The sequence below is a fragment of the Massilia orientalis genome (assembly GCF_030411975.2).
GTDB classification, from domain to species: Bacteria; Pseudomonadota; Gammaproteobacteria; order Burkholderiales; family Burkholderiaceae_D; genus Telluria; species Telluria orientalis.
Genome location: NZ_JASNRB020000013.1, coordinates 119,280 through 132,739, shown reverse-complemented (window position 1 = coordinate 132,739; position 13,460 = coordinate 119,280). Strand labels below are relative to the sequence as shown.

The following is a 13,460-nucleotide window of genomic DNA, read 5'->3' as shown; positions in this document are numbered from 1 at the left end:
CTGGTGGATCGCGTACATAGCCTGCTCGACAGAAGGGCCGGATGGAAGCTGGTTTACCCGCAGCGTTCGGCCGCGAGCTCGAGTTCTTCGAGTGGCTCGCCCTCAGCGTCGAAGCGCTGGTCGCGGGTGTAGCTGACCATGTGCACTGCGTCGTTCCGCGCAAACTTCGAGAACGCAGCAGGGACGTTGCCATCCATCAGGTCGATGAGGGCCTCGGGCACGTACACGTGCGAGCCGACGCCGCCATAGTTGCCGCCGTAGTAGCTCATGTCGAATTCTACCTGGACGTGCGGATGGTCGACGTCGGACATGATGGCGTTCATCTCGGCACTGGAAAGGCTGGCCGCCAACGCCGCATGCTGGGCTTTGGACCAGTTGCGGCCGTCGGCGCCGACCATTTTGGCGCGCAGCTGTGCGACGAAGGTGTCGCGGACAGGCGCGCCGTCGCGATCGCGAAAGCCATCGGCGAAGATGCCGTTGGCGCGGTTGTTGAAGTGGTACGAATTCATGGGTGCTCGAGCTATTGGCGTGGAGAGATAGTAGAAGGCCTGGTCACACCTGGTTGCAAACCCGTGAGGGCTACGGCGTGGGTGCGCTGTCGTCGCGGTCGTCGTCGACATCTGGGTCGACCGCGAAAGGAGGCGGCGTGGAGGCAGCCTCTCTCTCGCGCTGCACGTGTTTATGCAGCAGCCTGTGGTACTCGCGATCGGCGCGGCCGTAGAGACGTCCGAATTCACCTCGCAGGAAGACCCAGTCGTTGCGCACCAGTCTGCTGTACTCCTGACGCAGCTGATCGCTCGACGGGCAGCCCTCAAGAGCTTTGAGTTGCTCGTCCAGCAGAACTTCCATGCGCTTTTCAGCACAATCGTGCATGCGGTACTGTTCTTGCCGGACATCTGGCAACGAACGAATCATCGCGTTGACTTGCACATCGGCCGCGAACTTCACTGCTCGCATGGTCGTGGCCGTGCAAATGAGCGCCTGGGCCGAGCTGCAGGCGCTCGAAAGCTGGTTCAACAGCCGATTGACGTAGAACTGGGTTAGATCGTTCATTCGTGTCTTCCGGCGCGCTCACGGCGCCGGCACGCTGCAGTCGTCTTCTTCTTGTTCGTCGCCGAGATGCGCCAGCGCGGCGTCGGCCGCCACGCGCTCGGCGTGCATCATTGTCTCGATGTAGGCCAGCAGATGGGCGGACAAACCGTCGTCGATACGGACGCGGCATTTGAAAAACGTCATATCCGGGACGTTCATCTTGTCCGTGCTCACCCAGGGCACGTGGCCACCGTCCTTATTGGACAGCACCATTGCGTGCTTCCCGAAAAAGAGCACGGTGCTATACGAGGTGCTGCATGCGACGTACCTGTTGCCGTTGTAGCGAGCCAGCGAGGTCATCATGATCTCGGTACCGGCACGAGGCAGATCCGGCACCAGCTCGAGTACTTCGAGGGCCACGCGCGTGGCCTTGTTTCGCAGCGGCTCGTCACGCGAGTCGTTCAGGATAGCGGCGATCGCCGCCGGGTTGGCTTGTGGTGCCTGGCTCTCGATAGTGTTCATGGGTTTCTTCCTTCTGCTTCAGGTCGGCGTCGTGCCGTGCTCGGTGTCGAAATGGTATCGGGAACGGCACTGGGCGGCAGTGCAACCACGCCGCACCCGGCAGTACCAGGCTGGCGCTACGCGTACGCTGCAGGCGCTGCCGCAGCGCGCGCTTCCTCGCGTTGGTCCAGTACCACGTCGAACAGCTCGTCGAACGCGTCGAGGTCCAGGCACGCGATATCGCTGGTCGTGACCTGGGTGTCGTTGTGCCACAGGTCTGGCCCTGCAGCTGGAGTGGAGCTGACCTCGATGTCATGCTCGCCAGCGAAATGCAGGCCAGCGCTCAGCCTTGGGCGTTGGGCAGCCTCGGCGTCTGCCGCTGCGCCGCTGCACTTGACCAGTGTGAATGTGCCCACGCGCTCCCCGTCGTCCGTCACCTCAATTGCCAGGGTTCGCGGCCCCGCCTCGCCGCCGGCGCAAACGACTGCCTCGAACCCGCGGCGGCGCAGCACCTCAGCCATCTGTTCGAAGGGTGCGCGGGCGACAGGCAGAAGTTTGTCCCAGAACGCTTTGTCACGATAGCTCGCGAGATGCTCGGCGAGCCGCAAAGGTTCGCACACGCGCTGCAGCGCGATCTCACCTGCGGAAAATGCGTCGGCCGCGTCGACGGTGATCGTGATGGAGGCGTCGCAGGTGTACAGGCGAGCCCGGCCACCGTCGGGCGTCGATTCCTTGACCTGTACGGTGATTGGCTCGGTCTTGACCGAGCGGGTCGGCTGTTCGCCGGCCGCCGGGTGCACGGCATCAACCGTGTAGTTCCAGTTTGGCAAGAATTCGCGAGCGTCCTCGGCCGCATATTTGCTGGCGACAAGGCGGCTCGTCGCAGTCACCTGGAAGCCGCTCGCGATGAGCACGACGGAAAAGCGGCTGGCGCCAGTGGGTAGGCGGTCGGTATTGGTATGAGTGTTAGGCATAGGGTGAGGGCGGTTTTTGTGATGCACTACGGTAACGCGGCGCGCCTCGCTTTGCAGTGCAACCACGCCTCGCACATCCAGGAGAACGTGAACCGCCGGCGCTTTATCTGGGATTATTCAGCGTATAATAATTTTATTGAGTGCCCAATAAAGACAAATAAAGGATGGATGCGTTCTACTATTCAAGGCCTGCGCTGGCTGATCACCTGGTTGCGGACCTCACCGGGGCAAACCCGTTTAGCGACGCGCCGAATGGGTTGTTCCTGGCGGCACCGCGCCGGACGGGCAAGTCGACGTTCCTGCAGAACGAGCTACGGCCGGCACTAGAGCGTGCTGGGTGCGTGGTTGTCTATGTCGACCTGTGGAGCGATAAAAGCCGCAATCCTGGGGCGCTCATCGCGGACGCGGTCGGGGCCGAACTGCACAAGCACCTCGGCATCGTGGCGAAGACGGCAAAGGGCGCCGGCGTCAGCGAGCTCAACATCGCTGGCTGGATGAAGATCGACACGAAGAAGATCGGCACGATCGACGGTTTGACCTTGGCCGACGCGATACGCGCCCTCTGCGATATGTCCCGCAGGACGGTGGCGCTGATGATCGACGAGGCCCAGCACTCACTGACCAGCGACGAAGGGGAGACGGCGATGACTGCCCTGAAGTCGGCGCGCGACCAGCTGAACACGCCCAGCGAGACCCGTCTGCTCTTGGTCATGTCGGGTTCGGATCGCGACAAGCTGCTACGCCTGGTGAACAGCAACGCTGCGCCATTCTTCGGATCTGCCATCACACGCATGCCCGAGCTCGACCGAGATTTCATCGTGCACATTGCCGGATTGATCGAGCGCAGCTATCCCCGGATGGCACCGATCGACGTTGACGTGCTGTGGGACGCCTTCGAGCGCCTGGCCCACCGGCCGCAGCCGCTGCTACGCCTGCTGGGCATCGTCTTGAACCCCTTGCACTCTCCGGTACGAGGATTCGAGAGGGAGGTTCTGCTCATGGCCGAAGCGCAGCGCGCCGACGACGAGCGCGCCATGGAATCAGCCTATCTGGTGCTGCGCCCAATCGAGCAGGCGGTCCTGTGGCGCATGTTCGAACAGAAAAACCGTTTCAGGCCGTACGACGCCGACGCGCTGGTCTTCTATCGCGAGAAGACGGGGGAAAAGATCACGGCGCAGAAAGCCCAGGCTGCGATCGCGTCGTTGCGCGCGCAGACGCCATCGCTCATTTGGAAGTCGGCGAAGGGCGAGTATGCCCTGGACGATACCGGAATGTATCAGTGGTTTGAAAAAAGACGCCAGCAGGGAACGTGGCCGCCGGTTGGTCCGGATCTGGCCGAGCCTGACCAGGAAGATGAGCCGGATACGCCGCAGCCATGACACTTGACCGCGACCGGTGTGGCGGCCGCTCTATCGGGTATCAGGTGAAGTCGTGCCTGGTGATGAGCGCCGCCACTTGACGGAAGCAGAACGTCTCGCGCAGCGTGTGACGGATTGTTGCACTTGGGGCGAGCATCATTGCTTCGGCCAGCGTATCGCGTGAGCAGGTCAACCTGTCGATTGTACTCAGCCAAGCGGAATAGGTGGCGTGTGCAGCAAGAATAAATGCCCATTCGGCACGTGCGGACGCAATGACGCATTCAGAGAGTTCATCGGTATGCGGATATTCCAACCCGAGAATGGGCGCCATCTGTTGGCGGCAATCATAGACTTCGCGCAGTACTTGGCGTAGAACGGCTGTCGGCGCGCGGGAAATCATCTCGGCCAAGGTGCGAAGACCACATACATGCGGATCAGCCATCTCGACTTCGTCCGCGAACTCTGGATGAGCGGCAAGGATGAGAGTCCAATCTTCTTGTAGAAGGTCGAAACTCGCCATCGCATCAACAGTCGCAAGAGCGGTCATCAATACAGCGTTACTGCGGGCGGACCGTATGACGCCGAAAGGCAGAGTACTTAGGGCCACACAGCTCGATTTTTTGGGAGACTGCATTGGAACGCTAAGTGGCGAGAGGATACTCATCGCTATTCCTATTTATGATTGGGCAACAAAGTTGTTATTCGGTGCAATATAGTTGCTATTGGGCAAAATGGGACTTTATAGTACGCGCCTCATACAATCAAGAAGCTGAAACGTTTTAACTAAAAATGAATACTCGCTGTATCAGTAGTGCTACAAATAGCACGGCCACATGGCCACAAAGGTGAGAATGCGAGAGAATTGAGAATGAAAATTTTCCGGCTGATCGTGAGAATTTGTGAGTATTTGGCTCAACGCTTTGTCGGAAAAACTGGCTGACTTCACAAAATCACCGGCAATTCGACTGATCATTGATGTGCAGCTCATCGTTTTCGCCCAAAAATGCTTCGCCTGAATATGCTGCAAAACGGGGCACATCGACTGTGTCCTTTGCGGCTTTCGCATTAATTAACTCACTGTAGCGAAGGGCAACCTCATCGGCGGTCGTGCATCGTATTTTGAGGTTAAGCAGGTCCGCGATTTCGTTGCGAACGCCGGCAATGAGGTGGGCTTCCGAGGCGGTAACCATTTTCGTGGGCCAGCCCTTTGTATAGAGCAGGTCCTTTGGGATACGCGCTTCTGCCCGCTGCCGCAGCACGGCCTTTTCCTTGGCGTCGACAATGGCCGCGCGCAGTTGTTGTGGCAGCAGGTGCGGCGCGACGTCGGCCAGCCATCGGCTGCCCTGGAAGGCGAAGGTGGATTCGGCCTCGAGCTCCACGAGCTCGATGTAGACCTCGTGGTTGTCCACGCACCCGGCCGAGGCTATCAGGTCCGCTTCCGAACTCATGATGCAGTACGCGCAGGAGATCCGGCTCATCCCATACTTGGCATACCCTTCATGCAGGGCCAGGCCCGACGACGCGATCGTACCCAGCACCTGGTCGATGCTGAACTCGATGGCCGCGTTCCAAGTGTAGCCCTCCAGTCCTTTGCGATCGAGCCGCGGATCTGGCTTCGACACCGGCGCTTTCGCGCGGTTGTCGCTTTCCTCCCGGCGGATGCCCGCGACGTTCACGATGTGCTGGCCGGGGAAGCGTTTTTTCAGCGCGCTCGATATTACCGCGGCCTTCAGTTCCGACGTGCAGAACCTCATGGAGGGCGTGCTCCAGGGGAGGATCAGCTTCACGCAGGAGAGATCGGCATAGCGCGCCACGTTGTTCTTCCAGCGGCCCTGCCAGCGATCCATCATGTCCCCGGCCTGGCGACGGACGACGAGCAACTCCCAGCCCAGATGTGCCGCCAGGCGTTCGCACTGCGAGAGGCTCTCGGTCCACTCGATGCGGCCGAGGTCCGAGTGCACGAGCAGGCGAGGCCCGGTGTGGCCAATTTCTTTGAGGTGCTTGTTGACCGCGATCGCGCAGGCGTCCGAGTCCTTCCCGCCGCTGACACCGATCGCCACAACGCAGTCGCGCGCTAGCAGGCTGGCAATTTCGGGCGTCATGGCCACCGGCGGAACTTCGGCGCCGAAGTGATGGTTCAGAAGTTGGACAGGGAAAACGCGATCGTTCATGTTGGGCTCACGGACAAAATCAGATGGGCGATCTTAGGCGCCGGCGGGCCGGCTTGTCCGTGCAACCACGCCGTGCACGCTCAGGCGGCACGCGGCGTTTCGCGGTCCGCCTCGTCCTCGCCGTCGACCTCGCCAGTGCCTGTGTTGGCGCCAGCGAGCATGGCCGCTGCCGCGGCTTCAGCGCGTGCGTGCGATAGCCGCGCGTTCCAGCCGTCCATGATGTGCGCCGGGGTGTACCAGTGCGAGTACTCTTCCAGGCTGAGGGTATTTCCGTGCACGATGACGGCAGGTACGTGCATGAGTGAGAGCTGGACGTAGGCCATCATCGCCGCGGTCGAATCGAGGTCGATGGCGGTCACGTGGACATGGCGCTGATAATTCAGTCCGCGCTCCTGCATGGCCAGCATCATCGCAATGATTGTGGCGCCGGAGCCCGATGCCGGCTCATTTACGGTGACGAAACCAATCTTTGCGACCTTCTCTACGATCTCGTCGGACATCGTGATCTCCGCCATCAGGCTGCAGATATGGTGCGGGGTGAAGAACTGCCCCAGGCGACTGTTGCCCAGTTCGAGTTGCATGTAGATTTCGCCAAGGATGTCCCGCGGCGCCACGTGCATGCCCTCCACAAGCTCCGTGAACATGGCCTTAATGGTCGCGGCCTCGTCGCGGCTGTATTTGCGCACGGTCTGCATGTAGAGCTCTTCGCGCGCCTCGGCCTGGCGCAGGTCCAGTTTGCTCAGCGCCACCGCGCTCATGGTCACGAAGTCACGGAAAACCATCCGTCGGTCGTGGCGCCGGCCGACCTCGTCGATCATGCGGATGATGTTTGAGCGGTGCGCGGTCGCCTGCTTGGACAGGTACGCTGCACGGTCGTGCTCGTTGAGAGCAGATGCTGCGTGGCCCGACCGGGCGAGTGACGATTCGAGATCGCGCTTCATGCGAAACCTCGCTGAAACGCGATGGTTGGGGCGCAAAAACGGAAGACGCGCGAGAGAAGGAAGCGGAGGGACGGGACAGGCATGTTTTTGCTCGCGTCGTTCTGAATGGCCGGATTACACCAGCTCGCCCGCCGCGTGGTTGCAACAGCAATCAGCAGCAGTTGTATCTGCCGCGTGCAGTGACTTTTCCGAGGACGCTAGCTTTCGTGCCGGCTGTACTGTCGTTTTCGTGGCCAAGCTGCGAAAACTTCCTCTGAACAGAGCGCATAGCAGTCTTATACGGTATTTAATGGCGTACAATAAATGCTTGCATTATCCTTATTTATGGCGTACATTAATACCTATGGGAAACACTGCTGAACAGAAAAAGCCGGGACGCCCTGCGCTCCCACTCGAGCAGAAACGCACTGGTCGCCTCTCGATGCGCACCTATCCCGATGTGGAAGAAAAAGCGCGTCGAGTTGGAACGGCGGCGGTAGAGCAGGCGATCCGTGCGATCAAAGAACCGAAGTAAGGAAAACGGTATAAATCATTTAGCGAGAACGATGATGCGCACAAACGCCAAGATCACGATGGACAGCACGGTTTGCCCGGCCTGCGCCGTGTCCATCCCGAAGCGGAACACGGGATGCCCGCATTGCCACTATTCGTTCGCGAACAACGCGCACGGCCGCGTGGGTACGCTGCGCGAAATGCTGGCTTCCGAGGTCGACCAATTCAACAACGTCAGCCCGGCATTCCTGCGCATTGTCGCGCAGGCCGTCGCCGCCTAACGGCCGAGGAAAAGGATCATGACCATGAACCACACTCTGGCCCCGGCCGATGCGGCGCTCGCGCAGCGATTCGCTGATAGCTGTTATAACCAAGACCGGTTGGCGCCTGACCATGCCGGCATGCTGCGCTTGCAGGAGCTTGGCCTCGTTGCGGAAGTGGCGCCGGGCCGATTCGCCGAAACCGGTGCGCTGCGCGCCGCAGGCTTCTAGGAAGGAAACTACAATGAATTTGCGTAAGAGCTTTTGGATCATCCTAGACAGAGACGCCAAGCGCCCTGAGGCAGCAGCGGCGATCTTTCAATGGTCTTGTGCGGGGTTCATCTTCTGCTTGATCTTGGGCGTGCTGGATCCCGGATCTAAGCCAGAGCTGGGCCTTTTAGCAGGCGTGGCCTCGTTCTTTACCGCGACGTTCGGGATGTTCGTTCTTCGCCGCGCCGTTTGCGGCCGGTTTTAATCCACGGAAAACGATTATGAACGTATTGCCCGCGCTACAAGAACGAGTTGTGGACGAGTTGAGGGACTATGCAGCCAAACGCAAGAACGATGTCCGTCGCGGCGCCGAGACGCCTGAGTTAGCGGCTCTTCTCGTCGAGAAGTACGGCGAAGGCCTGGTGAAGGCGCTGCACATCGCCGAAGACCTGCTCGATGTGTCGGCATCGCGGCTGCGAGCGGAGGTGGACCGCCTGGTTCTGGAAATCGATCCCGACGCCGAAGAGAACCGAAAAAGGCGTTGGGCGTCTCGGCCGGCTGGTGTGTCCATCGGACGGCCCTAACCGAACCCACGGAAAATGGCGTGGCGCCGATCTGGCGCCCCGATCCGGCCGGAAGCCGATGAGGAAGCACAACGATGGGAAATGCAGCACCTGACCTGGTGACGAAAGAAGAGATGGAAGCGCGCATCAGCCTTCTATCGGATGAGATGGATGCGAACGACGAAGAGAACCGCGCTATGCAGGCCGAAATCGACGCCCTGTACGCGAAGATCGACGCGCTGGGCTGACGCCGAGGAAAAATATGACGACGCGTATAAGCTATCCAGTGCGTTGCGACTGCGGACACGAGGGTGCGATTCGGATGAGTGAGAACGACCAACCCTACTCGGCAAATTGGGAGAGCTACACCCTGGTTGGCTTGGTCGGCGGCACTTACTCGGTCTCGAACCGCTCGGCGGATTGGGAAGAGGTTTTCGAGCAAATGAAGCCCGCGTGCCCTGAGTGCGGCGCCGCCCTTCTGCCGAGCAACCTGGTTTAGGACGACGCCAATATGACTAAATCGCCTGCGGAACAGGCCTACTACGAATTGGCGCAAATCTCATTAAAACTTCCACTGGTGTTCGGGCAAGGTCGGCAGTCAAAACGCACGTGGCGAGTCTTCGCCGATAGGACGGTGGTTGGATACGTTAACAGGAAGAGAGCACTAGAATTTGGTACCGGCTCTCATGCAGAACGAGTCGCGATGGCCTGGGCTGAGGGACTTGAGGCGTCTGCGGCCGAAAAATTCGCCGCGGAGTATCCAGACCTGAACTCCCGCAGTAAGCAGACTCACCTCACGACCTAGGAATACAGATGAGCAAGTGTCCCCCGCCTGGTCCGTTCTACGGAAACCTCGGCCAGCCGATCACTCCGGAGCACGAAGACTTTGTCGTGCGCTTGGGTGAGAGCGAGCTGCGGGCATGCATCCGAGCAGGGTTCCGGACAGCGGAGTGCTTCTCGGCCCTGTCGAAGCTAAACCGGCAGCTGCGGATCTGTCGTGCCGTTTTCGACGCACGATTTAATGACGACAAATGATCGGAAAAATGAAAACAATCCGGATGTACGAATTTGCAGTGAACGAGCCTGACGACATCGAGTCGAGCGGCTTCGGTCCTTGTATTGGGGTCGCGTTTGTGACATCGGGCGGAGGTGCGCTGATGCACTCCAATGATCCTAGAATGGTGACAGGAGACGATTTTTTGGCCGGTATCGAATCCTTAATTTCTGTCGCGGAACGAGCACAAATTTCGCCTGTCGTCTTTGGTGGGGCACCGGATGAAGATCAGGCGACAACTGATGAAACCGAAGCTGCACGCAGATGGCTTTGCAACAAGCTTGTCGCACTGGGCTTTAAAAATCCTACGCTGCACTCCTGCCCAACCGTCGATTCGTCTCAGGACGTCTTGGTCAGCTCAAGCGACAGGAGAGTGTCCATTTTTACCCGGGTTGGCGGCTTTCGCGTCGCCCCGGTCGTTATCGCGTTTTGAGGACGGAAGACGCCCAGCATTGCCTACGCCGCGCTCGACGCGGCTGAGGCACTGAAAGGAGCGGCGCGGTGTCGCCCTTATGACTTGAGTCAACGAAAGGAAGATATGGGACTCTTCGATAAAATATTCGGTGGAAATAGGGACGAGCACGTTCGCCAGGACGGGCATGCCTCTGGTGCGGTGCCGTACGGGAAGAACAAGCAAGATGGTAGCCATGACCATCGTGGTAATCGTGGTGGAGACCGGACCCAAGCACAGAAAGAAGGCGATAAGGCGAGAAGGAAGAAGGGCTAAGTTCATCTGAGCAGCTTTCCGTTCTGCATCCAGCACGGGAAATTCCGCCTTTACACATGGCGTAAAGATACAAAAACGGGACGAGAAATCAAGACTGACCTTTACATTCGCACGCTGCACGACCCCGAGGGCAGGCATCCGGACCTGCCCGATTACTGGCTGGCTTGGGCGAATGGCGTTCAGGGTTACGGTGCGACGGAGGACGACGCGATCGCCAACGCGAAAGCGCGCCTCGCGGCCGGCGAGGAGCCGGACCAAACTCAGCAACCCACGTGACACCGGAAAACAGGGGCGCTGCTTTCGCTTACGCGAAATCGAAGAGAAGTGTGACGCATCACACAAAGGAAAGATATGGCATTCAAACGTTACTGCGGCCGCTGCAAAAAAGAGGCCGAACACCACGATGACTGCGACACGGTGCGCTGCTCGCTGTGCGTGTGGAAGCGGCTGAACTGAACGAGGAAAGAGATGCCGTTCGCAGAAAACCTGGCCGTCGTTAAAGATATAGTCGTCGTACTGGGCACGTTAACGACAATGAGCCTTGGATTGTATGGTCTAAAGGTGTGGAAGCGAGACCTGGTTGGCAAAGAGACTTACGCTGTCATTCGCAACGTTATTAAGCAGTTGCACAAGGTATCGAAAGCAGCTGGGCGCGCGAGAAGAAAGGTTCACCTCCACGAGCACGTTCGGATGGCCCCAGAGGAGGCAAAGCACTTCACAGCCAACGAACAATGGCGGCTTGCTGAGGCTGCGGTCTACAGTGCTCGACTGGATGACCTGGGAGCATCTATAGCAGCGCTCGACGATTCGATATTGGAAGCACGTATCCTCTTGGGATCGTCAATCCATGCAACGACGCTGGTCTTTCATGGTGCCGTCCGCGAGGCCATTGGGCGCGTAAACGATTACTTGGATCTTCTCCACGATCAGCACCTGAGTCTGGCGGAAGACTCTCCGGCCATTCAATCGGCGCAACAGGCGATGTATCCGTCGGATGACTTTGGCGATGAGCTTTCTCTAAGAATTGCGGATGCCAGAGAAAGTGCTGAGATAGCACTTCTTCGATACCTTCATCGCCGCGATATCAGGGGGACCGTGCTTAAGCCTAACGCTGCTAAGGCAGAGCTTGAAAAGTGGAAGCGGATGACTCCGCACCGGCGCGGTGACTAGCCTTGGTGTTCTCAACAAACTAGAACGGAAAATGCTGTGACGACGATGACCGACAACATGGCTACAGCACGGCGCTGGCGGGAACAGTGGGGCTATATCGGGCGGGGAGGTGTCGTCGTATTGTTTGCCGGAGAAGTGCAAAGCTGGGTCAACGAACTGCGGAACCCGGAGCGCTGGCAACCCGGTTGTGTTGCTGTGGATGAGTATGGAAAGAGCTGGACTACGGTTGCCGGCACCGAATCGACAGGCGCCTTGATGTGGCTCCCGAACGAACCGATCCCCGACTGACTGAAAATGATATAAACCATTTATATAATATGGTCGAGTCACGAAAGGGGAAAACATCTATGAAACGAAGCACATTCATTTTGGGCCTGTCCGCTTTGGTGGGCGCACCGATCTGGCTTTTTCCTGACGCTCGCCTCACGCTTGGCAGCAACGCGTTTTTCGGCTTGGTCGCGCTGTGTATCGCGGGCGGACTGGTCGGCCTCGCGACCTGGTTCCAAGATCGCGAGTAACGGCCAAGGAAAAGCGCCGAGCACCATGCTGCAAGTCAAAAGCCAGCGGCATTTGAAAAACTGTACGAACAAATATATGGACAGAACACCCAGCAGTCGAATCTTCAATGCCATCGCCATCGCCATCGCCGGGCTTACTCTGGCTAGCGCTGGCTGTACAGACAAAATCTACAAGCAGAACCTTGCCCGAGATTGGGATTGTGGAACTTACCAGCTCTCGCTCGGAGACGGCGGCAATTACTCCCTAGTGGCCCCTACACTAGGCCTACGCTATTCTGGTACCTACCAGATCAAAGAAGCACTGGGTGGTGGACATGTCATCGAATGGAACGGCGAGCCGAACTCTTTTACGAAGGAGCACACCTTCATTCAGGGACCGTCATCCGATCGACAGATGGCGATGGGCCGCGATGCAGGCACCACCGCCACCTTATGCAGTGCTCGCACAAAAAGTTAACAATGGCCACGGAAAAGACCTGGCAGTAAGTAACTCTCGCACGACGGGAGTCAAACAGTGACAAAGCCAACAAAATGTTAGCAATAGAGGAACTATGCCCTTAATTTCTTGCCCCGATTGTTCAAAGCAAATTTCTGATGCTGCGGTAACCTGTATTCATTGCGGGCGACCAATGAAGAACCCTGTTGACGCTACGCGGTTAAATGCCGCGTTGACGCTTGGCCCATGCCCGAAGTGCAGGAGTAACGACGTCATCGACAACCTAGCACAAGTGGTTCAAGAAGGCGGGTTCAATCGTTTCTCGGGATTACTATTAGGTGGATTTGCCTCGGTGGCCACGAAAGGACGCTATCTCTGCAAGGCATGCAAATTTCAATGGAAGAGTAACTCATAATCGTCGTCAACTGAATAGAACGAAAAACCATGACCGAACGAAAAATTTCGATGCAGGCGATTCGCCATCTGGCGCACGTGAGCGAGGCACTGAACTCGCTGATCTATCGTGGCACGCTGGCGATGGAGCATGTGCCGGCCGCAGCTGAACGCTGCATGCGCTGCGCAGACCACATCGAGCACCTGGCCGGCGACGACATCGAGGAAGTTGGGGTGTCAACGCGCCTTCAACGTATCGTGGATTCGATGCAGTGGCTGGTAAGCGTCCGTAAAGAATTCGACAGCGAGCTTGCGGCGTCGAGTCTTCACTTCCCTTCGGTGATCGACTTGGACGCCATTGGTGCAACTGCCTTAGCAATGGCTAAGTAACCCGTCGGAAAACGCCATGCCACTGACGCTCGACCAAACCATGCGGATCTACCAGCTGTCGCCAACTAATAACGTTCGCCACAAACTATTAAAGTTCGCCACAGAACAATATAGTCGGCCACAACTACCTCAGCCAAGCTCGCTCAGCGGCGCCTTGTCCAGGTAGTAACGAGGTCGTACACTGGGCCATGTCGACCGTCTGCTATCGGGCCAGATGCCCCCGTTCACCTCTATGGTCTAGAGCGTTTTCTGAGCTTTCATCACGGCGAT

At 58.5% G+C, this 13,460-nt stretch carries 20 protein-coding genes; 13 read left to right on the top strand and 7 right to left on the bottom strand.

Features of this window, described 5'->3' with window-relative positions; all coding sequences use genetic code 11:
* Positions 1-53: 53 nt before the first annotated feature.
* The 4 genes from QPK29_RS21025 to QPK29_RS21010 all read right to left on the bottom strand — a co-directional run bounded on the left by QPK29_RS21025 (position 54) and on the right by QPK29_RS21010 (position 2,507).
* Positions 54-509, bottom strand: a complete 456-nt coding sequence (locus QPK29_RS21025; protein ID WP_371770948.1) for a hypothetical protein — start codon at positions 507-509, stop codon at positions 54-56.
* Between the two features lie 70 nt (positions 510-579).
* Positions 580-1,053, bottom strand: coding sequence for a hypothetical protein (locus QPK29_RS21020; RefSeq protein ID WP_371770947.1), 474 nt, complete (start codon positions 1,051-1,053; stop codon positions 580-582).
* Positions 1,054-1,071: 18 nt separating this feature from the next.
* Positions 1,072-1,554, bottom strand: coding sequence for a hypothetical protein (locus QPK29_RS21015; protein WP_371770946.1), 483 nt, complete (start codon positions 1,552-1,554; stop codon positions 1,072-1,074).
* Positions 1,555-1,670: 116 nt separating this feature from the next.
* Positions 1,671-2,507: a hypothetical protein gene (locus tag QPK29_RS21010; RefSeq protein ID WP_400189819.1), complete on the bottom strand. Its 837-nt coding sequence runs from the start codon at positions 2,505-2,507 to the stop codon at positions 1,671-1,673.
* A gap of 164 nt (positions 2,508-2,671) precedes the next feature.
* On the opposite strand from QPK29_RS21010, the gene QPK29_RS21005 reads away from it, so the two are divergent.
* Complete coding sequence (locus QPK29_RS21005) at positions 2,672-3,886, top strand: AAA family ATPase (RefSeq protein ID WP_371770944.1); 1,215 nt, start codon at positions 2,672-2,674, stop codon at positions 3,884-3,886.
* Between the two features lie 40 nt (positions 3,887-3,926).
* Here QPK29_RS21005 and QPK29_RS21000 read toward each other — a convergent pair whose 3' ends face one another.
* The 3 genes from QPK29_RS21000 to QPK29_RS20990 all read right to left on the bottom strand — a co-directional run bounded on the left by QPK29_RS21000 (position 3,927) and on the right by QPK29_RS20990 (position 6,977).
* On the bottom strand, positions 3,927-4,385 hold the full coding sequence (locus QPK29_RS21000) for a hypothetical protein (RefSeq protein ID WP_400189818.1): 459 nt from the start codon (positions 4,383-4,385) through the stop codon (positions 3,927-3,929).
* A gap of 430 nt (positions 4,386-4,815) precedes the next feature.
* The gene (locus QPK29_RS20995; protein WP_371770942.1) at positions 4,816-6,036 is read right to left on the bottom strand and encodes an adenine nucleotide alpha hydrolase family protein; all 1,221 of its coding nucleotides are present in this window, start codon (positions 6,034-6,036) and stop codon (positions 4,816-4,818) included.
* An 80-nt stretch (positions 6,037-6,116) separates the two neighbouring features.
* Positions 6,117-6,977 (bottom strand): N-6 DNA methylase, encoded by an 861-nt coding sequence (locus tag QPK29_RS20990; RefSeq protein WP_371770941.1) that lies wholly within the window; start codon positions 6,975-6,977, stop codon positions 6,117-6,119.
* 343 nt (positions 6,978-7,320) lie between these two features.
* Between QPK29_RS20990 and QPK29_RS20985 the strand changes: the two genes are divergently transcribed.
* The 12 genes from QPK29_RS20985 (at position 7,321) to QPK29_RS20930 (ending at position 13,190) form a co-directional block, all read left to right on the top strand.
* Positions 7,321-7,491, top strand: coding sequence for a hypothetical protein (locus tag QPK29_RS20985; protein WP_400189817.1), 171 nt, complete (start codon positions 7,321-7,323; stop codon positions 7,489-7,491).
* Positions 7,492-7,522: 31 nt separating this feature from the next.
* The gene (locus QPK29_RS20980) at positions 7,523-7,750 is read left to right on the top strand and encodes a hypothetical protein (RefSeq protein ID WP_371770940.1); all 228 of its coding nucleotides are present in this window, start codon (positions 7,523-7,525) and stop codon (positions 7,748-7,750) included.
* Between the two features lie 18 nt (positions 7,751-7,768).
* Positions 7,769-7,960 (top strand): hypothetical protein, encoded by a 192-nt coding sequence (locus QPK29_RS20975; protein ID WP_371770939.1) that lies wholly within the window; start codon positions 7,769-7,771, stop codon positions 7,958-7,960.
* Positions 7,961-7,973: 13 nt separating this feature from the next.
* The gene (locus tag QPK29_RS20970) at positions 7,974-8,204 is read left to right on the top strand and encodes a hypothetical protein (protein ID WP_371770938.1); all 231 of its coding nucleotides are present in this window, start codon (positions 7,974-7,976) and stop codon (positions 8,202-8,204) included.
* A gap of 16 nt (positions 8,205-8,220) precedes the next feature.
* Positions 8,221-8,523: a beta/alpha barrel domain-containing protein gene (locus QPK29_RS20965; protein ID WP_371770937.1), complete on the top strand. Its 303-nt coding sequence runs from the start codon at positions 8,221-8,223 to the stop codon at positions 8,521-8,523.
* 74 nt (positions 8,524-8,597) lie between these two features.
* On the top strand, positions 8,598-8,750 hold the full coding sequence (locus QPK29_RS20960) for a hypothetical protein (protein ID WP_371770936.1): 153 nt from the start codon (positions 8,598-8,600) through the stop codon (positions 8,748-8,750).
* Between the two features lie 783 nt (positions 8,751-9,533).
* Positions 9,534-9,989, top strand: a complete 456-nt coding sequence (locus QPK29_RS20955; RefSeq protein WP_371770935.1) for a hypothetical protein — start codon at positions 9,534-9,536, stop codon at positions 9,987-9,989.
* Positions 9,990-10,751: 762 nt separating this feature from the next.
* The gene (locus QPK29_RS20950; RefSeq protein WP_371770934.1) at positions 10,752-11,453 is read left to right on the top strand and encodes a hypothetical protein; all 702 of its coding nucleotides are present in this window, start codon (positions 10,752-10,754) and stop codon (positions 11,451-11,453) included.
* Positions 11,454-11,498: 45 nt separating this feature from the next.
* Entirely contained in the window at positions 11,499-11,741 is a 243-nt protein-coding gene (locus QPK29_RS20945; RefSeq protein ID WP_371771133.1) for a hypothetical protein, read from the top strand.
* A gap of 59 nt (positions 11,742-11,800) precedes the next feature.
* A complete protein-coding gene (locus tag QPK29_RS20940) occupies positions 11,801-11,971 on the top strand; it encodes a hypothetical protein (protein WP_371770933.1) in 171 nt (56 codons plus the stop codon).
* Positions 11,972-11,996: 25 nt separating this feature from the next.
* Complete coding sequence (locus QPK29_RS20935) at positions 11,997-12,428, top strand: hypothetical protein (protein ID WP_371770932.1); 432 nt, start codon at positions 11,997-11,999, stop codon at positions 12,426-12,428.
* A 423-nt stretch (positions 12,429-12,851) separates the two neighbouring features.
* A complete protein-coding gene (locus QPK29_RS20930; RefSeq protein ID WP_371770931.1) occupies positions 12,852-13,190 on the top strand; it encodes a hypothetical protein in 339 nt (112 codons plus the stop codon).
* Positions 13,191-13,460: the final 270 nt, after the last annotated feature.